Annotated in this window: 27 protein-coding genes and 1 pseudogene; 12 read left to right on the top strand and 16 right to left on the bottom strand. The window is 69.5% G+C overall.

Features of this window, described 5'->3' with window-relative positions:
- The 3 genes from BKN37_RS30175 to BKN37_RS12930 form a co-directional block, all read right to left on the bottom strand.
- The coding region (locus BKN37_RS30175) for a hypothetical protein (protein WP_071026387.1) at positions 1-607 on the bottom strand (607 nt) is incomplete at its 3' end.
- An 11-nt stretch (positions 608-618) separates the two neighbouring features.
- Positions 619-2151 (bottom strand): aldehyde dehydrogenase family protein, encoded by a 1533-nt coding sequence (locus BKN37_RS12935; protein ID WP_071026384.1) that lies wholly within the window; start codon positions 2149-2151, stop codon positions 619-621.
- Positions 2152-2247: 96 nt separating this feature from the next.
- Positions 2248-2769, bottom strand: a complete 522-nt coding sequence (locus BKN37_RS12930) for a mycothiol transferase (protein ID WP_071026381.1) — start codon at positions 2767-2769, stop codon at positions 2248-2250.
- A gap of 75 nt (positions 2770-2844) precedes the next feature.
- Between BKN37_RS12930 and BKN37_RS12925 the strand changes: the two genes are divergently transcribed.
- Together BKN37_RS12925 and BKN37_RS12920 are read left to right on the top strand one after the other, a co-directional pair.
- On the top strand, positions 2845-3315 hold the full coding sequence (locus tag BKN37_RS12925) for a hypothetical protein (RefSeq protein ID WP_071026379.1): 471 nt from the start codon (positions 2845-2847) through the stop codon (positions 3313-3315).
- 23 nt (positions 3316-3338) lie between these two features.
- Positions 3339-3776, top strand: coding sequence for a hypothetical protein (locus BKN37_RS12920; RefSeq protein WP_131823584.1), 438 nt, complete (start codon positions 3339-3341; stop codon positions 3774-3776).
- 14 nt (positions 3777-3790) lie between these two features.
- On the opposite strand, the gene BKN37_RS12915 is transcribed toward BKN37_RS12920, so the two are convergent.
- On the bottom strand, positions 3791-4159 hold the full coding sequence (locus BKN37_RS12915; RefSeq protein WP_071026374.1) for a VOC family protein: 369 nt from the start codon (positions 4157-4159) through the stop codon (positions 3791-3793).
- A gap of 47 nt (positions 4160-4206) precedes the next feature.
- Between BKN37_RS12915 and BKN37_RS12910 the strand changes: the two genes are divergently transcribed.
- Entirely contained in the window at positions 4207-5931 is a 1725-nt protein-coding gene (locus BKN37_RS12910; RefSeq protein ID WP_071026372.1) for an N-acyl-D-amino-acid deacylase family protein, read from the top strand.
- Between the two features lie 33 nt (positions 5932-5964).
- Here BKN37_RS12910 and BKN37_RS12905 read toward each other — a convergent pair whose 3' ends face one another.
- Both BKN37_RS12905 and BKN37_RS12900 read right to left on the bottom strand, forming a co-directional pair.
- Positions 5965-6291, bottom strand: coding sequence for a hypothetical protein (locus BKN37_RS12905; RefSeq protein WP_071026369.1), 327 nt, complete (start codon positions 6289-6291; stop codon positions 5965-5967).
- A complete protein-coding gene (locus BKN37_RS12900; RefSeq protein WP_071026366.1) occupies positions 6288-6728 on the bottom strand; it encodes a CdiA C-terminal domain-containing protein in 441 nt (146 codons plus the stop codon). The genes BKN37_RS12905 and BKN37_RS12900 overlap by 4 nt, the downstream gene beginning before the upstream one ends.
- Positions 6729-6832: 104 nt before the next feature.
- On the opposite strand from BKN37_RS12900, the gene BKN37_RS12895 reads away from it, so the two are divergent.
- Complete coding sequence (locus BKN37_RS12895; RefSeq protein WP_071026364.1) at positions 6833-7633, top strand: class I SAM-dependent methyltransferase; 801 nt, start codon at positions 6833-6835, stop codon at positions 7631-7633.
- On the opposite strand, the gene BKN37_RS12890 is transcribed toward BKN37_RS12895, so the two are convergent.
- Positions 7630-8646, bottom strand: coding sequence for an aldo/keto reductase family protein (locus BKN37_RS12890; RefSeq protein ID WP_071026361.1), 1017 nt, complete (start codon positions 8644-8646; stop codon positions 7630-7632). The two genes, BKN37_RS12895 and BKN37_RS12890, sit on opposite strands and share 4 nt — an antisense overlap.
- Before the next feature lie 31 nt (positions 8647-8677).
- Here BKN37_RS12890 and BKN37_RS12885 point away from each other — a divergent pair, with 31 nt between their 5' ends.
- Complete coding sequence (locus BKN37_RS12885) at positions 8678-9055, top strand: hypothetical protein (RefSeq protein WP_071026359.1); 378 nt, start codon at positions 8678-8680, stop codon at positions 9053-9055.
- Positions 9056-9149: 94 nt separating this feature from the next.
- On the opposite strand, the gene BKN37_RS12880 is transcribed toward BKN37_RS12885, so the two are convergent.
- From BKN37_RS12880 to BKN37_RS30170, 5 genes are all read right to left on the bottom strand, one after another.
- Positions 9150-9530 (bottom strand): heme-binding protein, encoded by a 381-nt coding sequence (locus BKN37_RS12880; protein ID WP_071026356.1) that lies wholly within the window; start codon positions 9528-9530, stop codon positions 9150-9152.
- Positions 9531-9573: 43 nt separating this feature from the next.
- Positions 9574-10920 (bottom strand): bifunctional adenosylcobinamide kinase/adenosylcobinamide-phosphate guanylyltransferase, encoded by a 1347-nt coding sequence (locus tag BKN37_RS12875; protein WP_071026354.1) that lies wholly within the window; start codon positions 10918-10920, stop codon positions 9574-9576.
- 127 nt (positions 10921-11047) lie between these two features.
- A complete protein-coding gene (gene groL / locus BKN37_RS12870) occupies positions 11048-12673 on the bottom strand; it encodes a chaperonin GroEL (RefSeq protein WP_071026352.1) in 1626 nt (541 codons plus the stop codon).
- A 169-nt stretch (positions 12674-12842) separates the two neighbouring features.
- Complete coding sequence (locus BKN37_RS12865; protein ID WP_071026349.1) at positions 12843-13427, bottom strand: hypothetical protein; 585 nt, start codon at positions 13425-13427, stop codon at positions 12843-12845.
- A 23-nt stretch (positions 13428-13450) separates the two neighbouring features.
- Positions 13451-15190: a hypothetical protein gene (locus tag BKN37_RS30170; protein WP_071026347.1), complete on the bottom strand. Its 1740-nt coding sequence runs from the start codon at positions 15188-15190 to the stop codon at positions 13451-13453.
- A 69-nt stretch (positions 15191-15259) separates the two neighbouring features.
- Between BKN37_RS30170 and BKN37_RS12855 the strand changes: the two genes are divergently transcribed.
- Complete coding sequence (locus BKN37_RS12855) at positions 15260-17002, top strand: outer membrane protein assembly factor BamB family protein (protein WP_131823583.1); 1743 nt, start codon at positions 15260-15262, stop codon at positions 17000-17002.
- A gap of 9 nt (positions 17003-17011) precedes the next feature.
- Here the strand turns inward: BKN37_RS12855 and BKN37_RS12850 are convergent, their stop codons facing one another.
- From BKN37_RS12850 to BKN37_RS12840, 3 genes are read right to left on the bottom strand one after another with little or no spacing between them, the layout of a single operon-like run.
- Entirely contained in the window at positions 17012-18838 is a 1827-nt protein-coding gene (locus BKN37_RS12850; protein WP_071026343.1) for an outer membrane protein assembly factor BamB family protein, read from the bottom strand.
- A 30-nt stretch (positions 18839-18868) separates the two neighbouring features.
- Positions 18869-19561 carry a M24 family metallopeptidase gene (locus tag BKN37_RS12845; protein WP_071026391.1) on the bottom strand — a complete coding sequence of 231 codons (693 nt, stop codon included), beginning with the start codon at positions 19559-19561 and terminating at the stop codon, positions 18869-18871.
- Between the two features lie 19 nt (positions 19562-19580).
- Entirely contained in the window at positions 19581-20150 is a 570-nt protein-coding gene (locus BKN37_RS12840; RefSeq protein ID WP_071026341.1) for a TetR/AcrR family transcriptional regulator, read from the bottom strand.
- Between the two features lie 105 nt (positions 20151-20255).
- On the opposite strand from BKN37_RS12840, the gene BKN37_RS12835 reads away from it, so the two are divergent.
- The 6 genes and pseudogenes from BKN37_RS12835 (at position 20256) to BKN37_RS12810 (ending at position 25867) form a co-directional block, all read left to right on the top strand.
- A complete protein-coding gene (locus BKN37_RS12835; protein WP_071026338.1) occupies positions 20256-21170 on the top strand; it encodes an SDR family NAD(P)-dependent oxidoreductase in 915 nt (304 codons plus the stop codon).
- Between the two features lie 26 nt (positions 21171-21196).
- A pseudogene (locus tag BKN37_RS12830) lies at positions 21197-21379 on the top strand (cupin domain-containing protein); the annotation flags it as partial.
- Between the two features lie 79 nt (positions 21380-21458).
- Entirely contained in the window at positions 21459-23147 is a 1689-nt protein-coding gene (locus BKN37_RS12825; RefSeq protein WP_071026336.1) for a DEAD/DEAH box helicase, read from the top strand.
- A gap of 70 nt (positions 23148-23217) precedes the next feature.
- Positions 23218-24567 (top strand): DoxX family protein, encoded by a 1350-nt coding sequence (locus tag BKN37_RS12820; protein ID WP_423212784.1) that lies wholly within the window; start codon positions 23218-23220, stop codon positions 24565-24567.
- Positions 24568-24667: 100 nt separating this feature from the next.
- Positions 24668-25252: a hypothetical protein gene (locus BKN37_RS12815; RefSeq protein WP_131823582.1), complete on the top strand. Its 585-nt coding sequence runs from the start codon at positions 24668-24670 to the stop codon at positions 25250-25252.
- A 60-nt stretch (positions 25253-25312) separates the two neighbouring features.
- Entirely contained in the window at positions 25313-25867 is a 555-nt protein-coding gene (locus tag BKN37_RS12810; protein WP_131823581.1) for a hypothetical protein, read from the top strand.
- Positions 25868-26002: 135 nt separating this feature from the next.
- On the opposite strand, the gene BKN37_RS12805 is transcribed toward BKN37_RS12810, so the two are convergent.
- The coding region (locus BKN37_RS12805; RefSeq protein WP_165618325.1) for a PH domain-containing protein at positions 26003-26433 on the bottom strand (431 nt) is incomplete at its 5' end.

Genomic DNA, 26433 nt, shown 5'->3' with positions numbered 1-26433 from the left:
CCCGGCTGCCCACCGCCAGGCCGCGGCGACCCCCCCCCGCCAGCGTCAGCACCGCCCCCCCCCCGGCCAGCACCGCCGCACCGACCCACAGCCACGGCCCCCAGGTCGCCAGCGGCCGCAGCCGCCCGGGCCGCAACCCGGCGGGCGGGGTGACGGTCACCGGGACCGTCACCGCCGTCGGCACCTGGACGTGGTGGTCCTCCAGCAGCTGGGCAAACGCGGGGTCGTTGAGCATCGGGGCCAGGTCGACGACCCAGCGGTCCTGCCCGGCCGGCGCGGCGGCGCCGATGAACATCCAGTCGTGCGCAATCCGATTGGCCTGCGCGAACTGCGGGCCGAACGCCGGGCCGGCGGTGTAGCCGGCGGCGACGTCGCGCACCAGCGCGGGGTCGACGTCGTAGCCGTGGTCGTCGATCAGCGCGGTCGCCTGGGCGGCAAGCTCGGCGGCCACCGCCGACCGCAGCTGCGGGTCGGCGGTGGCCCGCTGCGCCAGCGCCGCATAGCCGTCGACGTCAACCAGGGTGCGCTGCGCCCAGGCCGTTGGCACGGCCACCGCGAGTGCCGCCGTCGTGAGCAGCCACAGCACGCACGTCGCGACGAACCGCACCGGCGGCGCGGCTACTTGGCGGTGCGGCGCGGACGCGCCAGCGCGGTGCGGGTCATCACCCGGTTCATCCGCGCCAACGCTTTGAGCGAATTGTGGTAGTAGTTGCCGCCCGCGCCGACGTTGGTGCGCGGTTCCACCACGGTCTCCTGCCGGCAGAATTTGCGCATCCCGTCGGCGCCGCCGAACCGCGCCCCGATCCCCGAGGTTTTCCAGCCGCCCATCGGGGCGGTGGTGCACATCAGGTTGGAGATCACGTCGTTGATGTTGACCGCGCCGCAATCCAGCTGCACCGCAATGTCCTTGGCCCGCTTCACATCCGCGGAGAACACCGAGGCGCTCAGCCCGTATGGGCTGTCGTTGGCCAACCGGATCGCTTCGTCGACGGTGGCGACCTTCATGATCGGCAGGGTCGGGCCGAACGTCTCCTCGGTCATGCAGGCCATCGAGTGGTCGACGTCGACCAGCACGGTGGGCTGATAGAAGCTGCCCGGACCGTCGACCCGCTGGCCGCCGGTCAGCGCCCGCGCCCCGGCGGCCACCGCCTCGCGGACATGCCGCTCGGTGATGGCCAGCTGCTGCTCGTCGATCAGCGCGCCGAAGTGGTTGCCGTCGCCGGCGCCGACGTGCAGCGCCTGCACGTCGCGCACCACGGCGGCCACGAACTGGTCATAGACCGGTTCCAGCACGTACACCCGCTCGACCGATACGCAGGTCTGCCCGGCGTTGAACATCGCCCCCCACACCGCGGCGTGCGCGGCCAGCTCGACGTCGGCGTCCTCGCACACGATCATCGGGTCCTTGCCGCCCAATTCCAGGCTGACCGGGGTCAGCCGCCGCGCGGCGCGCTCGGCCACCTTGGCGCCGGTCGCGGACGACCCGGTGAACTGGATGTAGTCGGCGTTGTCGATCACCGCGCCGGCCACTTCGCGGGCGCCCTGCGCCAGCGCCAGCACGTCGGGCGCGCCGGAGTCCAGCCAGCCGCGGCGCAGCAGTTCGGCGGTCAGCGGGGTGCGCTCGGAGGGCTTGAGCAGCACCGCGCACCCGGCCGCCAGCGCACCGATCGCGTCCATCAGCGCGTTGGCCACCGGGTAGTTCCACGGCGCGATGATGCCGACCACCGGCCGCGGCCGGTAGTGCACGGTGATCTTCTTGATCGCCAGGATCGGCAGCGGGGCCGGCCGCCGCTCCGGGGCCAGCGCCTTGTCCATGGTCTTGATGACGTAGGACAGGATCATGATCAGCAGCGGCACTTCCTGCGCCGCGTCGGCGGCCGACTTGCCGGTCTCCTTGATCAGCAGGTCCTCGATCTCGTCGCGGTGCTCGCTGAGCCAGACCGCGAAGCGGGCCAACGCCTTGGCGCGGCCTTTGGCGCCGCGCTGCTCCCATTCGCGCTGGGCGCTGCGCAGTCCGGCGGCGATCGTCGGGACGTCGGCGGGATCGGTCCAGTGCACCTGTCCGGCCTCCGCGCCGGTGGCGGGGTTGGCGATGGTGCCGATACCGGAGAAGGCTGCCTCGGGGGTGACATCGGGTGTGGTGGCGGTCATAGCGGCCATGCTAGCCCCGCCGTGTGACGCAGATCGCCCCGGCCTCGACAGGTGTCAAGTTCGGGTGGGAGGGACCGCGCCGTCGGGCCCGTGTCGTCACCGGGTGGGGGCGATGCCGCGCAGGTAGGCGGCCTGGCCCAGGTGCTGGGCGCAGTCGTCGAGGATGCTGACCAGCCGGGCGCTGGCCGTCACCGGCGGGTCCCAGTTGCGGTCCACGATGCGGGCCAGCTCCTCGGCGCTGAGGTCGGCGAGGTATTCCAGCGTCAGCTTGTGCACGCCGTGGTAGTAGCCGGCCAGCAGCTCCGCCGGGGCGTGCACCTTGGCCACCTGGGCGGCGTCGTGCCCGTACCCGGTGTCGTTGCGGGGCAGGTCCAGCCCGAAGCGGTCCACCCAGCCGTCCCGGAGCCACACCTGCTCGACACCGGCGATGTCGGCGAGTTGGATGTCTTGCACCCGGGCGCTGTGCCAGATCAGCCAGGCGATGCTGTTGGCGTCGGCGGTCGGCCGGTAGCGCGACAGCTCCTCGGTCAGCCCGTCGGTGAGATCCTCGACGTGCTCGATCAACCGAGTGAAGGCGTCCCGGAGCAACTCCTGCGCGGCGGCGTCGTTGTGGGTCATATCAGCGAACGTACGCGCATCCGATGAGTAGAAACGCTCATCCGGCCAGCTGCCTGCGGCCCATACGCTCGGCGGATGAACCACTTTCGCACCATGGTGCTGTGGTTGACCATCCCGGTGAACCTTGTGCTGTTCACCTGGGTGACGTTCGGACGCGGCCTGTTCGGCATCATGTGGCTGGGTTGGGCGACGGTGTTCATGGTGGTTGCGGCGGATCCGGTGCTCCTGGCCTGCACGACACTGTCCACGATCCTGATGTTCCGCCAACCGGGCTGCCCGGCGCGGCTGACCGCCGCACAGGCCTGGCTGCAGCTGGCCTGCTGGGTCTGCCTGCTGCTTGCGGGCGTCGCAATCATGGACTCCGTCGACGGCGAGACGTACGACGGGATTCTGCTGAGCCTCCTCGGTGACACCCCCGGTCACCACGACCTCAGCGAACTGATTTTCGCTGGCTGCCTGCTCGGCTGGGCAGTGGCCTGGATGGCGCAGCTGGTGCTGCTGATCATCGGGCTGGTACGGAAGCGTCGGGGCATGCAGCACTCATGATCCGTCGCACTACGTTGTGAACCGTGGGTGTGAAGTACGAGTATTTCTTGGCCGAGACGGATGAGTCGGCAGCTCAGATGCTGGAGACGGGGCCCACCGACGGGGTGCTCGGGCCCGACCCGGTGACAGAACTGGTCTCACTGGAGGCGATCTTGAAGGGGTTGGACCCGTCAAGTGACGAAGCGATGCTGTTGATGTCCCGGCCCGGTCACGGCAGGACGCTGGCGAACGATGGGACCGACTCGGTGATGATTCTTGGGGTGCTCGATGAAGCGGTCTCGCTGATTGCCACTGCCGAACCCGACCGGATCACCTCGGCCATGCAGCCGTGGGCAGAAACCGAGGAACTCGCCGGACGTGTCACCGCAGCGGAACTCGCGGAGGTTACCGAAATCCTTCGCGCGTTGTTTGAGCGCGCATTGGTCGCCAACGGCGGTGTCTACGTACGGCTATCGCTCTGACCGTTGGCGCGGAATCAACTCCCGTGGAACACCGCTTCGACGTTGTTGCCGTCCGGGTCGCGCACGAACGCGCCGAAATAGCCCGGGTGGTATTCGGGCCACAGCCGCGGCGCGTGCAGCGACTCCGCACCGAGCTCCAGCGCCGCATCGTAGAACGCGGTGACCGCGTCGGCGTCGGCGGCGGCGAAGGCGACGTGGATCTCCCGGTTGGGCCCCATCCCGGCGCCCTCGGCGATCCAGAACGCCGCGTGGCCGTCGCGGCCGTATCCGATGGCAACACCGAAGTCCAGCTGTCGGGTATAGCCGAGCACCCCCAGCACCCGGTCGTAGAACTGTTGGGCCTTGGCGTAGTCGGCGCAGTTGATGCCGAAGTGATCGATCATGGCCTAGAGCCTGGCATGAGCCACCGACACGGTCGTAGATTAATTAGATGACCTACGACCTGCTGATCCGCAACGGCACCATCGTCGACGGCCTGGGAGGTGAGCCCTACGTCGGGGACGTCGCGGTGCGCGACGGGGTGATCGCCGCGGTCGGCGCGGTCAACGGGTCGGGCACCCGCGAGATCGACGCCACCGGGCTGCTGGTCACGCCGGGCTTCGTGGACCTGCACACCCACTACGACGGGCAGGCGATCTGGTCGGATCGGCTCAACCCGTCCTCGGCGCACGGCGTGACGACGGTGGTGATGGGCAACTGCGGGGTCGGGTTCGCGCCGTGTCGGCACGACGACCATGACGTGCTGGTCGACGTGATGGCCGGGGTGGAGGACATCCCCGGGGTGGTGATGACCGACGGCCTGCCGTGGAGCTGGGAGACGTTCCCGCAATACCTGGACGCGCTGGACGCCGGCCGACGCGATATCGACGTGGCCGCCTATCTGCCGCATTCGCCGCTGCGGGTGTACGTGATGGGTGAGCGCGGCGCCAACCGGGAACCGGCCACCGCCGAGGACCTGGCCAAGATGCGGGCCCTGGCCAAGGAGGCGATCGAGGCCGGGGCGCTGGGCTTCGCGTCGTCGCAGCTAGCCACCCACCGCACCGACCACGGGCAGCAGATCCCCAGCTATCAGGCCGCCGATGACGAGCTGCTCGAGATCGCCCGCGGGATCGCCGACGGCGGCGGCGGCCTGATCCAGTTCGTGCCGGATCTGCCCGCTGGCGGCTATCAGCCGGTGCTGCAACAGGTTTTCGACGCGGCCGCCGACGCCGGGCTGCCGGTCACCTTCACCCTGATCGCGATGAACGCCGGCGACCCGACCTGGCCGGACGCCGTCACCATGATCGAGAAGGCCAACGCCAACGGCACCGAGGTCACCGCGCAGGTGTTCCCCCGGCCGATCGGGCTGATGATCGGATTGGAGCTGACCGCCAACCCGTTCGTGCTGTATCCCAGCTACCAGGAGATCGCCGGGCTGCCGCTGGCCGAGCGGGTGGCGCAGATGCGCAAACCCGAAGTCCGCGAACGCATTCTGGCGGACAAGCCGGGCGGTGAGCCGGCGAATCCGATCATCTACATGGCCCAGGCGTTCGATTGGATCTTCCCGCTGGGCGAGGACGCCAACTACGAGCCCGACCCGGCCAACAGCATCGCCGCCCGGGCCAAGGCCCGCGGGGTGTCGCCGCTGGAGGAGGCCTACGACCGGCTGCTCGACGACGACGGGCACGCCATCTTGCTGGGTGCGCTGGCCAACTTCGAGGGCGGCTCGCTGGACACCGTCGGCGCGCTGATCCGCCGCGACGACGTCGTGCTGGGCCTGGGCGACGGCGGCGCGCACTACGGAATGATCTGCGACTCAAGCTTTCCCACCTACCTGCTGGCGCACTGGGCCCGCGACCGGGCATCCGGGCGGCTCAGCGTGCCCGACGCGATCCGGGAGCTGACGTCGGTGCCGGCCCGGGTGGCGGGGCTGGCGGATCGGGGTCGCATCGCCGTCGGCTACAAGGCCGACCTCAACGTCATCGACCACGCCGGGCTGCGGCTGCACAAGCCGGTGGTCACCTACGACCTGCCGGCCGGCGGGCGCCGGCTGGACCAGACCGCCGACGGCTATGTCGCGACCGTCGTCTCCGGCGAGGTCATCGCGCAACACGGAGTGCCGACCGACGCCCGACCGGGTCGGTTGGTGCGCGGCCGCCAACCAGCACCGGCCTGATCCGGCCACTCGACGAGTCTCGATGCGAGATCGCTACCTGCGTGATTTCACGCGTGACGCGAGAATTCCCGCGGTGTCGTCGGAGTCGAGTTCGACGTCCCAATCGGTGTGTTCAACGATGTGGTCATAGATCCGCCGCGAGATTGCACGCCGCTCATCCAGTTCGCCGCCATAGTAGACGTCAGCGACGACGCCTTCCCCGTGCGAGGAATACACCGTAACTGCGGTCCGATCATCGCCGGTGACCAATACGTTGCCGTCCACAATCTCGGTTGCATTCGTCGCCGCCTTGACCGCGTCCATCACGTCTTGCAGCGAGGGGCCGGGACCGAGGACCACGTAATCGACGTTCGCCATCACCCGCCGCCCTTCTTGATCGTGACGTCCAGCGGACCAACCGGAGTATCTCTGCCGATGATCCGGATCGTTTGCACCTCAGGATAGGTGTCAACGGCGTACCGGGCCAGGTCACGCGCTTGTTCGACCGACATATCACTGCGCGCCAGATCGAGCACGAAGTTCTCTTTGCCGCGAGCGGCGGCGCGTTTGATGCGGTCCAGCGTTGTCTTGCGGCTGCTGCCGGTGGGCGATTTGAACTCATATTGTTTGCCGTCGGACAACTCGGCGTCGGGCCGTGGGGAATGCCCGCTCGGAATGAACCTCACATCCTCGCCAAGGTTGGCTAGCCGGTTCGCGGTGTCGAGTTCGTGTTGATGTAGATGCGGCACACGGCTGCGGTCCACGTGCCCACGGCGCACATCGTCGTCTTGGAGATCCTGGTCTCCGGCCTTGCCCATAACGACATGCTGGCAGCGGCGTCCGACAAGTATCCGAGCACAGCTATGTCTCATATTCTGAGACACTATTCTCGGATGACAAGACGAATGCTAACGTCACCGATATGCCACCGAAATACACCCACGGCCACCACGAATCGGTGCTGCGCTCGCACCGCGCGCGTACGGCGCAAAACTCCGCGGCCTACCTGTTGCCGTCGCTGCGGCCGGGGCTGCAGCTGCTCGACGTCGGCTGCGGGCCGGGCACCATCACCGTCGACCTGGCCGCGTTGGTGGACCCCGGCCGGGTGACCGCCATCGAGCCGATCACCGAGGCGCTGGATTTGGCGCGCGATCACGCCCAGCAACGCGGGCAGCGCAACATCGACTTCGTCGTCGCCGACGTGCACGCATTGCAGTTCGACGACAACACCTTTGACGTGGTGCACGCCCATCAGGTGCTGCAACATATCGCCGATCCGGTGACCGCGCTGGCCGAGATGCGCCGGGTGTGCAAGCCCGGCGGTGTGGTGGCCGCCCGCGACAGCGACTATGCGGCGTTCACCTGGTATCCGGCCTCGGCGGAGCTGGACGACTGGCTGCGGCTCTACCGCGACGCCGCCCGGGCCAACGGCGGCGAACCCGATGCGGGCCGGCATCTGCTGGCCTGGGCGCACGCCGCCGGATTCACCGACGTCACCCCGACGGCGTGCGCGTCGTGTTTCGCAACCCCCGCCGACCGCGAGCACTGGGGCGGAATGTGGGCCGACCGAATTCTGCAATCCGCCATCGCCGACCAGTTGCTCGCCAGCGGCGCCGCCGACCAGGCCAAGCTGCAGGCGATTTCACAGGCGTGGCGGGACTGGGCCGATCACCCCGACGGCTGGATCGCGCTGCTGCACAGCCAGATCCTCTGCCGGGTCTAGATCATCCGTTGCGGCGGCGTGGAGCGGGCCACCAGCTCCGGGTCGCTGGTGACCACGTCGCCGAGCACCTGGTCGATGCGGGCCAGTAACTCGGCCGGGATCTGCACCCCGGCGGCCTTGACGTTCTCGGCCACCTGCTCGGGGCGCGACGCGCCCACCAACGCCGCGGCGACATTGTCGTTCTGCAGCACCCAGGCGATGGCGAGCTGCGCCGTCGTGAGCCCCAATTCCTCGGCGACGGGACGCAATTGCTGCACCCGGGTCAACACGTCGTCGGTCATGAACCGCTTGATGAAGTTGGCGCCGCCCTTCTCGTCGGTGGCGCGCGACCCGGCCGGCGGCGGCTGGCCGGGCAGGTATTTGCCGGACAGCACGCCCTGGGCCATCGGGGACCACACGATCTGGCTGAGCCCGAGAGCCTGGCAGGTGGGGATGACTTCGGGCTCGATGATCCGCCACAGCATCGAGTACTGCGGCTGGCTGGAGATCAGCGAGACACCGAGTTGGCTTGCCAGCCCGTGGGCGGCGCGGATCTGCTCGGCGCTCCACTCGCTGACCCCGATGTAGAGCGCCTTGCCGGCCCGCACCACGTCGGCGAAGGCCTGCATGGTCTCCTCCAGCGGGGTGAAGGCGTCGTAGCGATGCGCCTGGTACAGGTCGACGTAGTCGGTGCCCAGCCGCCGCAGCGACCCGTCGATGGCTTCCATGATGTGTTTGCGGGACAGCCCGGTGTCGTTTTTGCCCTTGGGGTCCGGGCCTACCGGCCAGTACACCTTGGTGAAGATCTCCAGCGACTCGCGGCGCTGACCGGCCAGCGCGGCGCCGAGCACCTGTTCGGCGGCGCCGTTGGCGTACACGTCGGCGGTGTCGAACGTGGTGATGCCGGCATCCAGCGCGGCGTGCACACACGCGGTGGCGACGTCGTTTTCGACCTGGGAGCCGTGGGTGAGCCAGTTGCCGTAGGTGATTTCGGAGATCTGTAAGCCGGAGTTGCCGAGGTAGCGAAATTCCATGCCCCCCATACTGGCGCAGTAAGCTCGGGCCATGAGCAAGAAGGTGGATCTGGCCCGGCTGGCGGACACCCTGCGCGACTACGGGTTCGCCTACGTGATCAGCGTCGATGACCGCTACACCGCGCACACCGCGGCGGTCACCCCGCAGCTCAACGACGGGGTGCTGCACGTCGGGGCGGTCGGGCGGCACACCCGCGCGAACGTGGAAGCCCATCCCGACGTCACGCTGCTGTGGCCCCCGCAGGTCCCGGGCGGCTACTCGCTGATCGTGGACGGGCACGCCACCGGCACCGACCCGCTGACGGTCGCCCCCACCCGCGCGGTGCTCCACCGGCCGGTGACGGTGGACTCACCGCCGAGCACGTGCAGCCCGGCCTATGACTGCGTGGACCTGGCCACCCAGGCGTAGCCCGGCCTGGCCCGACTGAGATCGACGTCCAGATTGACCTATAGCCCCGAAATCCGGGAGTTTGCGCCGTATTGGACGTCGATCTCAGCAGCGCCTAGGTCGAGAGCGTGTCGAACAGGGTGGCCAGCTGCCCCGGCGACACCGCCACCCCGCACTGGTTGCGCAGGTTGCTCAGCGGTTTGGCGATGTTTTGCAGGTCGGTCAGCTCGTTGAGGTGGCCGGCGAAGTAGCCGCGCACCGAGTTCCGGGCCTCGTCGGGTGCCTGCCCGACCGCATTGGTCAGCACCGTGTTGGCCTCCGGGTGGTTGCCCAGGTAGCCGCCGGCCTCGCTGAGCACACCGCTGGCCGTGGATGCCAGCCCGGCCGCGGTGCACGGGTCGGGTGCGGCGTCGGCCGGCCGCGACACCACCACCCCACCCAGCACACCGACGGCAGCCAGGCTGATCGCGAGGGGCCACCTTGCAGAGATTGTCATAACGGTCGGTCCTTTCGGGGTAGGCGTGACGCTTGCCGCCACGTTAGCCGCGCAGCGGTACCGGCAGGCCGGCCACCATCAGCACCACGGTGTCGCTCTGGGCGGCGATGCGCGCGTTGAGCTCGCCGAGCAGGTCACGAAACAGCCGGCCCGAGGCGCTGGGCGGCACCACCCGGCTGCCCACCTCGCTGCTGACCGCCATCGCCGGCGCCGCACGCTCCCGCCACGCCGTTACCAGCTCTTCGATATCGGCGTGCACGGCGTCCAACCCGGCGCCCTCCCACGCCCGGTGCAGGTCGACGCGGGCGGTCAGCCAGGTACCCAGACAGTCCAGCAGCACCGGGGCATCGGCGGCCCGCAAGTGCATCGCCACGTCGGTGGTTTCCACGGTGCGCCAGGACGGTGGCCGCCGCGCCCGGTGCAGCCGCACCCGCTCGGCCCATTCCGGGTCGCCGGCCCGGGTGCCGCCGGTGGCCAGGTAGGTCACCGCGGTCTCGGCGGCCAACACCGTCTCGGCGTGGGCCGACTTGCCCGAGCGCACCCCGCCGAGCACCAGGGTGCGCCCGGCGGGGGCGCGGGTCGCGCGGGTCGCGCCGACGCACACCACCTCCCCGTCGCGCCCCGGGCGTGCTCCCCACCGGCGCAGCGTCGGCGCCAGCTCGGCGGTCGGCGGGTTGTGGTGGCTCAGGTGGACCGCGACGACATCGGTGCCGTCGACCACCGCGCCGGACTGCCGCAACCGGGCGAGCGTGGCCGCGAAGGTCGGCAGGTCGTGGTGGTCGGTGCCGTGGTCGGTGTAGTCGCCGAAGGTTTCCTCCAAGAACACCGCGTCGAAGCGCGCGCCGCCGATAGCGGCGTGGGTGGGCTCCGGCAGCGGCCCGGTGTCGGTGGCCCACAGGATCCGGCCGTCGGCGGCGGCGAGGTCGTAGAGCACGGCGTCGGGGCCGTGGGCCGCCGCGAGCGCACGCACCCGGTAGTCGCCGCGCGGCCCGGCCAGCGCCACCTGGTCGCCGGGACCGACCGCGCGGAAGGTGACCGGATCGTCGGGGCCGACCCAGTCGCGGCACTGCTGCAGGGCACTGGGCGGGCCGAGCACCTGCAGCGGCCGGGCGGGCCCGGTCCAGTGCCGCATCAGCAGGGCCGCGGGTCCGACGTGGTCAAAGTGGGCGTGGGTGAACAGGATGTGGCGCACCTCGGCCAGCGACCGGCCGGCGCGCACCGCCGCCCGCGGGGCTTCCGGGCCGCAATCCAGCAGCACGGTGTCGTCGACCAGGGCGGCGGTCTGGCCGCGGATCTCGCCGGCGGTCACCGCCGCGCGACACGACGCGCACCGGCAGAACGGGCTGGGCCAGCCGTCGGCGCTGCCGGTGCCCAGCAGCACGATCTCCATGGTTCCTCCGGCGTTGACTCTGCGCCCACCAGACAGTCCACTCGTACTTTTGCCTGGTACACGCAGAGTCAACGTAAACGACGAAGGCCCGGCCTGCCGAAGCAGACCGGGCCTCGTCGTAACGGACTTAGAAGTCCATGCCGCCCATGCCACCGGTCGGGTCGCCCGCCGGAGCGGCCGCCTTCTCCGGCTTGTCGGCGACGACCGCCTCGGTGGTCAGGAACAGCGCCGCGATGGACGCCGCGTTCTGCAGCGCCGAACGGGTGACCTTGACCGGGTCGGCGACGCCGGCCTTGAGCAGGTCCTCGTACTCACCGGTCGCGGCGTTCAGGCCCTGGCCAGCCGGCAGGTTGCGCACCTTCTCGGCGACCACGCCGGGCTCCAGCCCGGAGTTGAACGCGATCTGCTTGAGCGGGGCTTCCAGCGCCACCTTGACGATGTTGGCGCCGGTGGCCTCGTCACCGGACAGCTTCAGCTCGTCCAGCGCCGGGGCAGCCTGCAGCAGGGTCACGCCACCACCGGCGACGATGCCCTCCTCGACGGCGGCCTTGGCGTTGCGCACCGCGTCCTCGATGCGGTGCTTGCGCTCCTTGAGCTCCACCTCGGTGGCAGCCCCGGCCTTGATGACCGCGACACCGCCGGCCAGCTTGGCCAGCCGCTCCTGCAGCTTCTCCCGGTCGTAGTCGGAGTCGCTGTTCTCGATCTCGGCACGGATCTGGGCCACCCGCCCGGCGATGGCGTCGGAGTCACCGGCGCCCTCGACGATGGTGGTCTCGTCCTTGGTGACGACGACCTTGCGGGCCTTACCCAGCAGCGCGACGTCGGCGTTCTCCAGCGAGAGGCCGACCTCTTCGCTGATGACCTGGCCACCGGTCAGGATCGCCATGTCCTGCAGCATCGCCTTGCGGCGGTCACCGAAGCCGGGGGCCTTGACCGCCACCGACTTGAAGGTGCCGCGGATCTTGTTGACGACCAGGGTGGAAAGCGCCTCGCCCTCGACGTCCTCGGCGATGATCAGCAGCGGCTTGCTGGCCTGGATGACCTTCTCCAGCAGCGGCAGCAGGTCCTTGACGGTGGACACCTTGGAGCTGACCAGCAGGATGTAGGGGTCCTCCAGGACGGCTTCCTGGCGCTCGGCGTCGGTGACGAAGTAGCCCGAGATGTAGCCCTTGTCGAAGCGCATACCCTCGGTGAGCTCCAGCTGCAGGCCGAAGGTGTTGGACTCCTCGACGGTGATGACACCCTCGTTGCCGACCTTGTCCATCGCCTCGGCGATCAGGTCACCGATCGACTGGTCGCCGGCGGAGATGGCCGCGGTGGCAGCGATCTGCTCCTTGGTCTCGACCTCCTTGGCGCCCTTGAGCAGGGTCTCGGCGACCTTGTCGACGGCCTGCTCGATGCCGCGCTTCAGGGCCAGCGGGTTGGCGCCCGCCGCCACGTTGCGCAGACCCTCCCGGACCAGCGCCTGCGCCAGCACGGTGGCCGTGGTGGTGCCGTCACCGGCGACGTCGTCGGTCTTCTTGGCGACCTCTTTGACCAGCTCGGCGCCGATCTTCTCGTACGGGTCCTCCAGCTCGATCTCCTTGGCGATGGACACACCATCGTTGGTGATCGTGGGGGCGCCCCACTTCTTCTCCAGGACGACGTTGCGACCCTTGGGCCCCAACGTCACCTTTACCGCGTCGGCGAGGCTGTTCAGGCCCCGCTCGAGGCCGCGACGGGCCTCTTCGTCGTACGCAATTGTCTTGGCCATTGCGAAGTGATTCCTCCGGTTAGGGGGTGACACGTTCTGGGCCGGGTGCAGTGCCCGCGACGGACGACCAAGGCTGTGCGGGCCTGGTCTCACCGTCCCGACCTAGCACTCGCCGGTCGCGAGTGCCAAGGTCCTTCTTAGCACTCGCCTATGCCGAGTGCAAGAACGCTCAGTGCCCCGCCGACAACACAAACAACTCCACCCGGTCCTCGTTGCCGACCAGCAGCAGCGTCTCGGCATCCGGGGGTGTCCCGTGGTAGTTATCGATCAACACATCCTCACCGGGCCGAGCGCGGGTGCTGACCGCCAACACTGTGCTTGCGCCGCAGGTGAAACCGGGCATATCAGGAAAGTTGGTTCCGACGATCTCGTCGGCGCAGGTGGCCTTCCGGAGCCGGGGGAAATCGGGGTTGACCTCGGTGACAGCACGTTCCGCAGCGGCGAAGTCGCTCGGCGCCAGGTAGCGCCCCCAGTAGTCGTTGGCGCCGACGAACTCGCGCAGTTCGGTCATCTCGCCGAAGACGAACCCGTCGGGGATCCCGATCCCGCGGGTGTGCATGGCCCGCGCCGCGGCTTGCGAATCGATCGGATGGGGGCCGAGATCGTCATCACCGAAGCTGAAACTGAAGTACACGAGACCCAGGAATGCCACACACCCCACCGCCGCGACCGCTAGCAGTGCCCCGAGCACAATCAACACCGCCAACCAGCCGGTACACCGATGTCGCGGCGGTGCGGCGGCGTCCCAATCCATCAACCGACCCTATGCGCTGAGCCTTACTTAATCCCCACGAACGCCTGCTCGCAGTTGACCACCAGCGCACCCGGAACCGTGGCCAGCTCGGGCACCCCGCTGGTGTGCTCCTGGCACGGGAACGGGAAGGTGCGGGTCTTGCCCGCCGGGTCGATGGCCCGCAGCGCCGGCGCCCCGGCCGCCTGCCCGGAGGAGGCGCCGTGTTCGTCGGGCAGGAACGTCACCCACTGCGACCCCATCCGGGTGAACAGCTCCGCCGGCGACGACCCGCCGCGCGACACCACCACCCCGGTCGGGATGGTGGCACCGGAATCGACGTCCAGGATGGAGACCGGCAAGTAGTCCGCTTGCTGCAGGTAGTCCACCAGCACCACGGCGTGCGCGTCGAGGAACGCCGCCATCGACCCGGCGGGGATCCGGCTCACCACCTTCTGCGAACCGATCTCGATCACCAGTGGGGTGTCGCCGCCGCTGACCAGCGCCAACCCGCCCCGCGCGTCGTCGAGGCGCACAAAGCCCGGGTCGGACCCGGGTGCGGGCTTGGTGATGGCGCCGCGCTGCTGGCCGGTCCGCGGGTCCACCACGGCGGCCACCACATCGGGTGGGTCGTCGCAGCCACTGATGAGCACCCCGGCGTCGACGACGAAGGCACCCGCGCGGCAGTGGGTGCGAAACGTCTTGGTCCACAACATGTCGCCGGTGCGCGGCGCCATCGCAACCCAATTGCTGCGGGCCGCCTCCACCGGTTGGGCGACCAGCAGCACCGCGGGCGAGATCCCGGCAACGGCGCGCTCGGCCTCGGGCGCCAGCAGACCGGTTTTGACCCACAGCGGCGTGCCGGTGGTTGCGTCCAGGCCGATCAGCAGATTCGGCCACGGGAACTTCCCGTAGTAGCTGGCCTGCACCACGACGACGCTGTCCGGCCCGGTCCCGGTCGAGTACAGCCCGCTGACCGAGATGTTGGGCGGGCCGAACGACCAGCGGCGTTGCCCGCTGCCGCCGTCGTAGCCGTCGATGACATCGCTGGAGTAGTCGCGGGCGCGTACCGTCGCGAACCCGGCCCCCGCCGGCACCAGCGTGGCGCCGCCGCCGGTGTCGATCCGGTAGGCCACCGCGCCGGTGAGTTCCGGTGTCGGCGGTGCGTCGATGCGGCCGGCGGTCTGGCTGTCGAGCGGCGAATGCGCCCGGCCCACGACGACCCCGGCGACCACGACGACGACGGCCGCCACCGCCGCGGTCACCGCCCAGCCCGAACGCCGCGCGGTGCCGTCCACTGAAGCGGCCGCGCTGACCACGGCCAGCACGATCACCGCCGCGCACGCGCACATCCAGGCCGCTTGCGCGACCGTGGTGACCGGCACCGACCGCAACCCCAGCTGCGCGCCGGCGGCCCGGTCGAACAGGTCCTTGGTGGAGCCGTGCCGCAGCGCCAGCAACCCGGCCACGGCCAGCACCAGCAGCGCCGCGGCGACATAGCGGGCGTACCGCGCCGACGGGCCAAGGGACAGCCGACGCAGCACCAGGTAGCCGACGGCAAGGACCGCGCTGATCGCCACCACGATCGTGGTGCGCACCAGCATCGCGGTGACGTCGCCGCGGTCGGCGACAAACGGTTGGTCCGGGGTGCGGCGCAGCCACGCGTAGCCCAGGCAGCCCACCGCCGCCAGGATCAGCCCGAGCAGCAGGCCCAGCGCGCCCTGGAAGAGCCACCGTGCTGCGGCCGGGCCGCCGTCGTCCTGCGCCTCATCACCGTTCGCATTCACTTGGCGAGAATACGAAACGACCGCCGAACGCGCTGTGGCAAAGTCCTGCGTGGCGAGGGAGGTGGGACGTTGGTCGACACACAGGGGCCGCCGCGACCGCGGTTGGCGCGCGGGCTGATCGCGCTGAGCGTCGGACTCGGCCTGGGCGCGGTGGTGCTGAGCGGCTATGCGTTCGCCCGCCGGGTGCCGGGCAGTTTGACGTCGGACAACCTGGGGTCACTCACCCGATTGCTGGGCTGGTCGCTGGCGCTGGCGTGCCTCACCACCATCGCACTTGCCGCCGTGGGCATGACGGTGCTCGCAGGCCGGGATGCTGCCTCCCGCGCCGCACTGCTGTTGACAGCGGCATTGGCGGTGACGTTTTACGGCTACTTGGGCTCTTGGCCCGCCGAGGGCGCCGCGCTCATCGCAGTCCCCGGGTCGCATCCGGTTGTCCCGCTCGGCCAGGTGTCGTGGGCCCTGCTGGCGCTGGCTGCGGCGCTGCTATTGGCCGGCGCGGTGGCCGGGCGGGGGCAGCGCCGGGTGCCGTGGCGGGCGATCCTGTCTCCGCTCACGGCGCTCGGCCTGATCGTGGCGGTCGCATCCGGGTGTGGTGTGGTGGCGCTGAGCGGCCTCGGCGCGGCGCGGGCCAGCACCGCCGCGCCGATCGGCATACCCGAGATTCCCCGCACCCTCGGCGACCGCGTCGCGTTCTCGCTGACCACGGGATACGCGGGCGACGTCGTGCCGGCTGGTCCCGGCTTTGTCATGTACAACGACGGCGCATTGGTCGGCTACGACGGAACCAGCGGGCAACCACGGTGGCGCTTCCCGCTCCAACTGCTGCCCAACGGGTGCGGCGTTGACGACACCCGCTCCACCGGCACCGCGCCGGGCGCTGTGGTAGTGGTGCAATGCCTCCGCCGGGTGGATTGGCTGCACGGAGACAGCAAGGATCCCCTGTTGGTCGGCCTGGATGCCATGACCGGGCAGGTGCTGTGGGCCAACGATCAGCACTGGTTCATGCAGGGCCGCGCGGTGCTGAGCCCCGCGGGGGTGCCGGTGCTGCGCGGCGACGACCTCGCCATGCTGGACACCCGCACCGGTCTGCCCCGGTGGGTGCGACCGCTATCCGAGGATGCGCGGTGCACCCGCGATCAACAGGTCGGGTCCGTCGAGCGCGGCGTCGTCTACGTCGCCAGCTGCGGTGACACCGCGGCCGTGCATGTGCTCGACGGTCAAACCGGCGACGACCGGACCATCCAACTGCCGCCGCCGACCGACGGCACACCAACGGATGACCTCAGTTACGAGCTGGCCGCCACCGACGCCGACGTCGTCGCCTTCTTGGTGCAGGGCTACCGCACCGATTATCGGGCGTTGTTAGCGGTCCGTACCGGCTCGGGCGACATCGCGACGGTGCGGCATCCCGGGTATCCCGTTGATGTTGCCTCGTTCCGCAGTGGCCAGTATCCGGGTCCGGTGCTGCAGCTCGATGACGGAGTCAAACCGGAGGATTTCACCAACCTCTATCTGATGGCCCGCAACCTCACGATCCACGCCCGGGGCGTGCGCATCTACCAGGCAGCGGACGTATCGACACGTCAACGCTGGGCGGTCGTCGGGGATCACATTGTCACCGCGGCGGCGATGGGAAACCGGGACCAGAACTACGCACATCTGCTGGTCACCGTCTCGGCCGACGGCACGACCAGCCAGCGGCCGTCGCCGTGCGGTCGCGACACCGGAGGCATCGTGGCGGCGCCGGGCTCGGTGCTCGTGCTCTGTGTGCGCGGCAAGAATGACGGCTATGACGTGCTCGGGCTTCGCTGACGGCGGTGGCTACCGGATTCCGGCCAGCGCTTCGCCGCAGCCGACGAGCAGCGCGCCCGGGATGGCGGTGACCGCCGGAAAGCCGCTGACCGGATTCGGGCACGGGTAGCCAAAGGTGCGCGTCGCTCCCTTCGCGTCGATAACCCGCAGCGGCGGCGACGCCGGTGCCTCGCCCTGATCGGACAGGAAGGTCGCCCAGTCCGATCCGACTCGACTCCAATACCTATCTCGGTGCGAAGCCCCGGAATCGGGCGAGAACAGGCCGGTCGGGATGACCGCACCGGACTGCAGATCCAGGATCGATTCGGCGTGGTCGGCCGCCGTCAGCCGCAGCGACTGCGCGTCGATGAACCCAGCCGCATCGCCGTCCGGCACCGTCCGCACCACTTTTCCCGACGCGATATCGACGACGAGATTGCTGTGGCGGCGCGCCGGCCCATACCTGCTGACCGCGACCAGGGCCAGATTGCCGCGGGCATCGTCGAGTTCGATCCTGCCCCGGTCGGGCCCCAGCTCGGCGGGCTCCACCCCCAACGCGGAAGCCCGGATGGCGCCGCGGGTTTCACCGGATTCCGGATCCAGCACGGTGGCCACCACGTCGGGTTCGTCGTCGCAGCTGGACACCAGCACGGCGGTGTCGGTGAGCTGTGCCTTCGGGTCACACCGGTAACGAAAATCCTTGGTCCACAGCACCGCACCGGTTTTGGGCGACAGCGCGGTCCATCGTGTGGCGCGCCGGGCACCCTGGCCGGCCGGGTCCGGCACTTCGCGGGTGGTCAGCACCACACGCGCGGAGCTACCGCGCGAGGGGTCGTACATCGATTCGTCACTTCTGGCCCACAGCGGTGTTCCGGTGGTCGCGTCGATACCGATGAGGACGTCCGTGGCGTTATTGGCCCGCACGACCACCACGCTGTCGGGTCCGACGCCGGTCGCGGCTAGCGAGTCCGCGGAAATGCTGCCGGTGAAGCTGAACGACCAGCGAGGTTTACCGCTCGCGCCGTCGTAGCCTTCGATGCGATCGGGTTGGGAGCGGGTGTCCGCCTTGATCACTCGGACGAACCCGGCGCCCGCGGGGACGAATCTGTCGCTGGTACCCACGTGCATCTGGTAGGCCGCCCTGCCGGTCGGTGTCGGCGTCGGCGGCGCATCGATGCGGCCCGCGGTGCGGCTCACAATCAGGGAGCCGGTGTCCGCGGCGGCCACGCTCACCGCGACAACCACCACCACCGCGGCACCAACCGCGCCGGCGAACAGTCGGCTGGTCCACAACGGTGATATGTCCTTCGGGGAGCGGCTGCCGTCCCAGAGATAGCCGAACACGCTGACGATCGCGAGCGCCATCACGGCCAGACACGCACACCACCACGCCGCGCGCGCCACCGCGGCGACGTGGACAGGCCCCAGCCCCTGCTGGGCGGCGGCCGCGCCGCGAAAAACTTCGGCCGTGCGGCCGCGATACAGCACCACCACGCCGCCGATGGCCAGCACCATCAGCGCCGACCAGGTGAATGCGAGAAACCGTGCCCGCCGACCGGTGGACCGCCGGTACACCCGGCCCACCCCGAGATATCCAGCGGAGAGGAGCGCGCTCACCGCCACCACGAGCGTGGTGCGCCACAGCATTGCGGTGATATCGCCGCGGTCCGCCTGGAATGGCTGCCACGGCGTGTGGTGCAGCCACCCGTAACCCAGGCACAGCGCCGCGGTCAGCAGCAGACCGAACCACAGTCCGAGCGGGATCGCGAACTGCGGGGACAGCTGCGGTTCGGCGCCTGCGAGGGCCCCCGCACCCCCCGCGGCGGTGTCGGCGGGCTGCGGTCCGTCAGCGGTCACCCGCCGAGACTAGCCAACGCTCAACCCGGCTCAGGGCAGGTCGAGCAACTCCTCGTAGAACCCGCCGAAGCCGAGCACCGGGTCGACCAGATGCACCTCAAGGATCCAGTGACAGGTCAGCCCGGAGCGGTCCCGGCGGCGCATCGGCCGCTCGGATCCCGGCGTGATGTACCACTGCGCGCCGTCCCCGGCAATCTTCTTGTGCGGGAACTGCCCGACCAGATGGCCGGCGATCGGGCTACCCCACTCGTAGCCTTCGGCCCGGGCCAACCCGACCATGTGGTCAAACAGGTCGGCGCCAGTGATCTCGGGGTGGCTGGTGAAGTGGTCGCGGCCGGCCCGCCAGACCCGCGGCAGCGCATCGCGGACCGCCAACTTGTCGGGGTCGTCGCCCAGCACGAAGGTGCGGCCGAAGTCGGCTTCCCACGCCTCGAAGATCGGGCCGAAGTCGCAGAACACGATGTCGTCGGCGGCGATCACCCGATCCGGCGGATTCTCCGGGAACGGCTGCAGCGTGTTCTCCCCCGCCCGCACCACCCGCTTATGCCAATGCCCGGACAGCCCGAACATTTCGGTGGCCAGGTCGTGGATCTCGTCGGACAGTTGCCGTTCGCCGATACCGGCGCGGATCAGGCCGCGCCGCTCGATCTCGTCGAACAGCCGCGCCGCCTTCGCCTGGGCGTCGAGCAGCCGTCGTACCCGGACCCCTTCGTCGGCGACCAGCTGCTGCACGTCACCGATGCTACGGCCGCGCGGCGCGCAGCCCATCGACGACGATGTCGGTGACCCGCGCAGCCCGGCTGTCGTCGTAGCCCTGCATGGCCTGGCACCCGACCATGAGCGCCTTGACGTGGTTCACGTCGATGTCTGCGCGCACGGTGCCCGCGTCCTGCGCGGTCGCCAGCAGCTCCGCGAGCAGCCCGAAAAACGCGTCTTCGGCGTGTGGCGCGATGGAATCGACGTCGATCCCGGAGCCAGCCAGGGCCTCGACCAGACCGCGGTCAGCGGCTCCCCACTCCAGCGCCGAGGAACGCAGGAACGTGAACAGGGCCTCCCCGGGCGCCGGCTCGTTCAACAGGGCGCGGCCCTCGGCGACGATCTGCTGCAGCCGGTTTTCGACGACCGCCCGGAACAGGTCCTCCTTGGTCGGGAAGTGTCGGTAGACGGTGCCCGCGCCGACGCCGGCGCGGCGGGCGATCTCGTCGATCGGCACCGACAGCCCCTCGGCGGCGAAGGTCTCGTAAGCGGTCTCCAGCACGCGGGCACGGTTACGCGCCGCGTCGGCCCGCAACGGCCGGGCGGGTTCAGCCATCTCACACCACCTACCGGTTGACAAAACGGGGCGATCGTTCCGTATAGTTCGGGAATCAACCGGAGCGCTCGCCCCGTTTACGCATCATCTTAGTTGGGAGCTCTTTTGGCCAAGTGGACCACAATCGACATTCCTGACCAGAGCGGCCGGGTTGCCGTCATCACCGGGGCCAACACCGGACTCGGCTATGAAACCGCCGCCGCACTCGCCGCCAGGGGCGCGTACGTCGTGTTGGCGGTGCGCGACCTCGATAAGGGCAAGGACGCCGCTGAACTGATCGCCAAGCGCAATCCCGGCGCCGAACTAAGTTTGCAGGAACTCGACTTGACGTCGCTGGAGTCGATTCGCGCCGCCGCCGACCAACTGCGGTCCGATCACGACCGCATCGACCTGCTGATCAACAACGCCGGGGTGATGTGGACGCCGAAGTCCACCACCGCCGACGGCTTCGAGCTGCAGTTCGGCACCAACCACCTCGGTCACTTCGCCTTCACCGGCCTGCTGCTGGACCGGCTGCTGCCGGTCGCGGGCTCCCGGGTGGTGACGGTCAGCAGCATCGGCCACCGCATCCGCGCCGACATTCACTTCGATGACCTGCAGTGGCAGCGTCGCTACAGCCGGGTCGGGGCCTACGGACAATCCAAGCTCGCCAACCTGTTGTTCACCTACGAGCTGCAGCGCCGGCTGGCCGCCCGCGGCACCACGATCGCCACGGCCGCCCACCCGGGCGGCTCACGGACCGAGCTGACCCGCAACCTGCCGGCGCGGCTGGCGCCCGCGTTCGACCTGTTCGAATCGCGGATCGCCCAGGACGCGGCCACCGGCGCGCTGCCGACGTTGCGCGCCGCCACCGATCCTGGGGTGCGCGGCGGCCAATATTTCGGGCCGGACGGCTTCGCCGAAATGCGGGGCTTCCCCAAGGTCGTGGCATCCAGCCGCAGATCGCACGACGCGGAGCGGCAGCGCCGGTTGTGGGCGGTTTCCGAGGAGCTCACCGGGGTGGTGTATCCCGTCGCCTGATCCGGCAGACTGAGGCGATGTCGCTCGTCGTCACGGGCGGCATCCACGGCTTCCGCAACGAGGCCGACGAGCCCGCGTCGGTGCTGATGCTGTTTGCTCCGGGTGCGCCGCGGGAGGCGTACTTCGAGGGTTTCGGGGCGCTGGCCGACCTCACCGACGAGGAACGGCGGGACTGGTTCATCGCCCACGACAACTTCTTCGTGAGCTAGTTCCGACCCCGTTTCCTGCAGAGATGCGGATGCGGATGGCCTTGCCTTAGACTGCATCTCGATTAGGGAGGAGTCTCGGGTGCGGGCAGGTGAGGCGCCCAGCACCCGAGCGTTGCGGGGCTGGCAACGGAAAGCGCTGGTGCGCTATCTGACCAGCAAACCCCGCGATTTTCTGCTGGTCGCGACCCCGGGTGCGGGTAAGACGACGTTTGCGCTGCGCATCGCGGCCGAACTGCTCAACGACCGCACCGTGGACGCCATCACCGTGGTGGTGCCCACCGAGCACCTCAAGGTGCAGTGGGCGCTGGCCGCCGCCGGCATGGGCATCGCCCTGGATCCGCGATTTTCCAACTCCAGCGCGCAAACCTCGGCGGAGTATCACGGCGTCGTCGTCACCTACGCGCAGGTGGCCAGCCACCCCACCCGGCACCGGGTGCGCACCGAGGGCCGGCGCACGCTGGTGATCTTCGACGAGATCCACCACGGCGGCGACGCGAAAAGCTGGGGCGAGGCGATCCGCGAGGCGTACGGCGACGCGACCCGTCGACTCGCGCTGACCGGCACCCCGTTCCGCAGTGACGACAGCCCGATCCCGTTCGTCAACTACGAGCCGGACGAGAACGGGCTGCTGCGTTCGAAGGCCGACCACACCTACGGGTACACCGAGGCGCTTGCCGACGGGGTGGTCCGCCCGGTGGTGTTTTTGGCCTACTCCGGGGAGGCACGCTGGCGGGACAGCGCCGGGGAGGAACACGCCGCCCGGCTCGGCGAGCCGTTGACCGCCGAACAGACCGCCCGCGCCTGGCGCACCGCGCTGAACCCGGCCGGCGAATGGATGCCGGCGGTGATCGCCGCCGCCGACACCCGGTTGCGGCAGAAGCGCCAACATGTGCCCGACGCCGGCGGCATGGTCATCGCCTCCGACCAGACCGCCGCCCGGGCCTACGGCAAGTTGCTCACCACCATCACCGGCGAGGAGCCGACGGTGGTGCTGTCCGACGACCCCGGCTCCTCGGATCGCATCAGCCAGTTCTCCGCGGGCACCAGTCGCTGGCTGGTGGCGGTGCGGATGGTGTCCGAGGGGGTCGACGTGCCCCGGCTGGCGGTGGGGGTGTACGCCACCAGCGCGTCCACGCCGCTGTTTTTCGCCCAGGCCATCGGCCGGTTCGTCCGGTCCCGCCGGCCCGGCGAGACGGCCAGCATCTTCTTGCCGTCGGTGCCCAACCTGCTGCTGCTGGCCAGTGAGATGGAGGCGCAGCGCAACCACGTGCTCGGCAAGCCGCACCGGGAGTCCGACGGCGACGAGGAGGAGTACGTCGAGCGGCGCAAATCCGAGCCCGGCGAACTCGACAACGGCTTCGAGTCCCTGGGCGCCGACGCCGAGCTGGATCAGGTGATCTTCGACGGGTCGTCGTTCGGCACCGCCACCCCCGCGGGCAGCGACGAAGAAGCCGACTATCTGGGCATCCCGGGCCTGCTGGACGCCGACCAGATGCGGGATCTGTTGCGGCGCAGGCAAGAAGAGCAGCTGTCCGCCCGCACCGCGGCGGCCGCCGACGGCACCGTGGCCGAACCGGTGACCCGGCACGGCCAATTGCGGGAGCTGCGCCGCGAGCTCAACGCCCTGGTGTCGGCGGCGCACCACCGGACCGGCAAGCCGCACGGCTGGATTCACAACGAACTGCGCCGGATCTGCGGCGGCCCACCGGTGGCCGCGGCCACCAGTGAGCAGCTGCAGGCCCGCATCGAGGCCATCCGGCAGCTGTAAAATTCGCGCCGCCGCGGCCCACAGAGGCGGCTATCGTGAGACCACGAGTTTTCCGACGGGGGGAAAGCCAGTGGTCGCGACCGACAGTTCTGTTCTCGAGTCCGCGGGCGGCGCCGCCGATCCGCCGCCGCAGCGGTGGAACCTGGCGACCCGCATCGGCTTCCGGTTCGGCTTCTGTTACTTCGGCTTGTTCGGCCTGGCCTGCGTGCTCGGGCTGATTCCGATCCTGCTGGCCGGGCTCGGCATCCACCTGCGATGGGCGTCGGTCTCGGCGCTGGTCGGCGTGTTGCGGGCACCGAGCGAGTGGATGGCCGCGGTTGTGGGTCTGCGCATCGACAGCATGCAGCTGGGCAGTGACAGCGCCTTCCAGTGGACGGCCCTGTTTGCGATGGTGCTGCTGGCTGGGCTCGCCACGCTGGTGTGGTCGGTGCTGGACCGGCGCCGCGGCGCCTATCCCCGGCTGAGCGCGTGGTTCGCCCTGTATCTGCGCTTCGTGCTGGCCACCGCGATGTTCTATTTCGGGATGGCCAAGGTCATTCCGACGCAGATGCCGTTCGTGCTGAACCGCCTGGTCGAGCCCTACGGCAACTTCAGCCCGGAGGGCGTGCTGTGGTCGCAGGTCAGTGTGTCCCAACCGTACGAAATCGCGTTGGGCGCAGCCGAATTACTCGGCGGGCTATTGCTGGTCGTGCCGCGGACCGCCGCGGCGGGGGCGCTGCTGTGCGCCATCGACATGACGCAGGTCTTCCTGCTCAACATGACCTACGACATCCGGCTCAAATCGGTGTCGTCGATGCTGCTGCTGGTGAGCTTGTTCCTGCTGGCACCGCACCTGCGCCGGCTGCTGACCGTGCTGTGCTCCGACCGGGCGGTGCCCGCCGCGCGGACCGGGCCGTCGTTCACCACCCGGCGCGCCGTGGCGGTACAGCTTCTCGTCGGCGTCGCCCTCCTCGGGATGACCGCCGCCCAGAACTGGCACCAGTGGCGTCGGCCGATCCCGGAACTGTACGGCATCTACCGGGTGGACGGCTTCTCCGCCGAAGGCTATCGGCGCGACCCGCTGCTGACCGACGAATTACGCTGGCATCGCGTCGTTTTCGACCGACCCTTCCACGTCAGCGACCCGGTGGTGCTGACCATTCAGCATATGGATGCGTCGTTCGAGGAATACGGCGGCACCATCGACCCCCGCCGCCACTTCATCGACCTGGAACACCGGATCGAGCTCGGCACGTTCAAGGAAACGCCGGTGCGGGTGCGACTGACCTACTGGTGGCCGGGCCCGAACCGCCTGGTGATCGACGCCGACGACTACGCCGGACACCGGATCCATGCCTGGTGCACCAAATTGGATGCCGACTCGTTTCCGCTGGTCGAGCGGGGCTTCAGCTGGGTGCAGGAACAGCCCTACAACCGGTAGCCGCTCTCCCCGCGAGTGCAGTCCCCGCGGCTCTCCGCGCGTCTTCGCAGCGGGTGTTCACCCTCGGCGCGTCCGACGGCGTTGTGCTTAACTGCGGTTCATGAGTTCTCGGTGTCGACCGGTGGTGCTGTGGTTCGCGGCGTTGGTCAGTGTGCTCGCGCTAGCGGGCTGCGGCGGCGCCCACCACGATGGCGCCGCCAGCAGCAGCGCTGCGCCTGAGCCGTCCACGACCACCACCCCCGAAGGACCGCAGGCGGGGTCGGGTGCGTTGCCAGAGGGCTTTCCCGCCGACGTCCCGGTGGTCAAGGGCAACATCGCCGGTAAATACGTCGATATTCCCGGATCGAGCGGCGGCAAGGTTTGGAACCTGACCGTGACCGGTATCGACCCCGCCGCCTACGACGAAGCCGATCGGCTGCTAGCCGAGGGCGGGTTCACCCGCGCCGAGCCGGGCGAGTCCGAACCGTCGTGGTCACGTCATCCCTGCGATCGCGAATCGCAGTTCACCAAGGACACCGCCGACGGCGGCTCCTACGTCGTGCATCTGTGCGGGCGGCAACCCGAGCCCGGATATCAGCTCGAATACGACGTCAACGTCTACCCCAAGGTTGACTGGCAGCTGCCGTCGCTCCCCCAGGTTCCGGCGGGCCCGCAGGTTCCGGCGGGCCCGCAACCACCCCGCTGAGGACATATCGCGGCAAGATTGGCGGGCTGCGGGCGGGTCGCCGTGTGTTTAGCTGTAGCGGTGACTTCTCGACGGCGCGTGCTGCTGGTTCACTCGATCGGGACCGTGGTGTGCGTGTTCGCATTGGCGGGATGCGGTGGCGGAACTCACCACGGCGCTGCCACCAGCCACTCCACTTCGTCCTCGACGACGGTTGCGCCGGATCGAGCCAGCGCCGATGCGCTGCCGAAAGGCTTTCCGTCCGATGTGCCGGTAGTCAAGGGCACCATCCAGGGCAAATATGACGATGTGGTCGGAGACGGGAGAAGCCCGTTTTGGTACCTAACCGTCACCGGGGTCGACGCCAGCTCCTACGACAAAGCGGAACAGCTGCTGCTCAACGCAGGGTTCAGCCGTGATCAGGGCCGCGATGACCACGACTTGCAAAGCTGCGGCCGCCACTCGGAATTCACCAAGCTAGCCGCCGAGTACTACGACATTACGTTGTGCGGCAACGACACCGGGTCCGGATACCAGCTGAAATACAACGTCTTCCTCATCCACGACGCTGGGCCCACACCGGTGCCGCCCCCGACGCTCCCGCCGTTCGAGCCGACTCCTCCGTTCCCTAACTGAGGACATATCGCGGCAAGATTGGCGGGCTGGGTAGCCGACTATGCGTCGAGATTGCGCTGAGGGCTGCGATTTCGCGGGCGAAATCCACGACCCTGGACGCAATCTCACGGGGAAGAGTGTCAGCACCGACAGCGGCTACTGCACCGCCCAGCGGCTGTCGGCCACCCACGGCGAGGCCTGCGCCGTCACCGCCCAGGCCTGCGCGGCCGGGATGTCCACCACCTGGTAGGCCTTGACCCCCGCGGCGGTGGCGGCCACCAACGTCGCCACCCCGGCGCGGCGCTGAAACCAGCTCTGGCGCACCGTCCAGGCGATGATCCCGGCGGTGGCGATGCAGTCGCGGCGCCGCTGCAGGCTGCCGGTGCGCGCCACCAGCCAGTCGGCGTCCACCCGATGCCCCAGTGCCCGCACCCGGTCGGCGGCCACCAGCACCGCGGCCACCGTGACCAGACCCCACAGGGGCCACACCCAGCCCGGCGCGGCGAACACCGCCAGCAGCACCCCGGCCACCAGCGGCAGCACCAGCGCCCGGGTCCAGCGCCGCCGCGCGGCCGCCGGCCCGTGGC

This window comes from Mycobacterium talmoniae (assembly GCF_001854525.1).
Lineage (GTDB): Bacteria > Actinomycetota > Actinomycetes > Mycobacteriales > Mycobacteriaceae > Mycobacterium > Mycobacterium talmoniae.
This window is presented reverse-complemented; position numbering and strand designations above follow the sequence as displayed.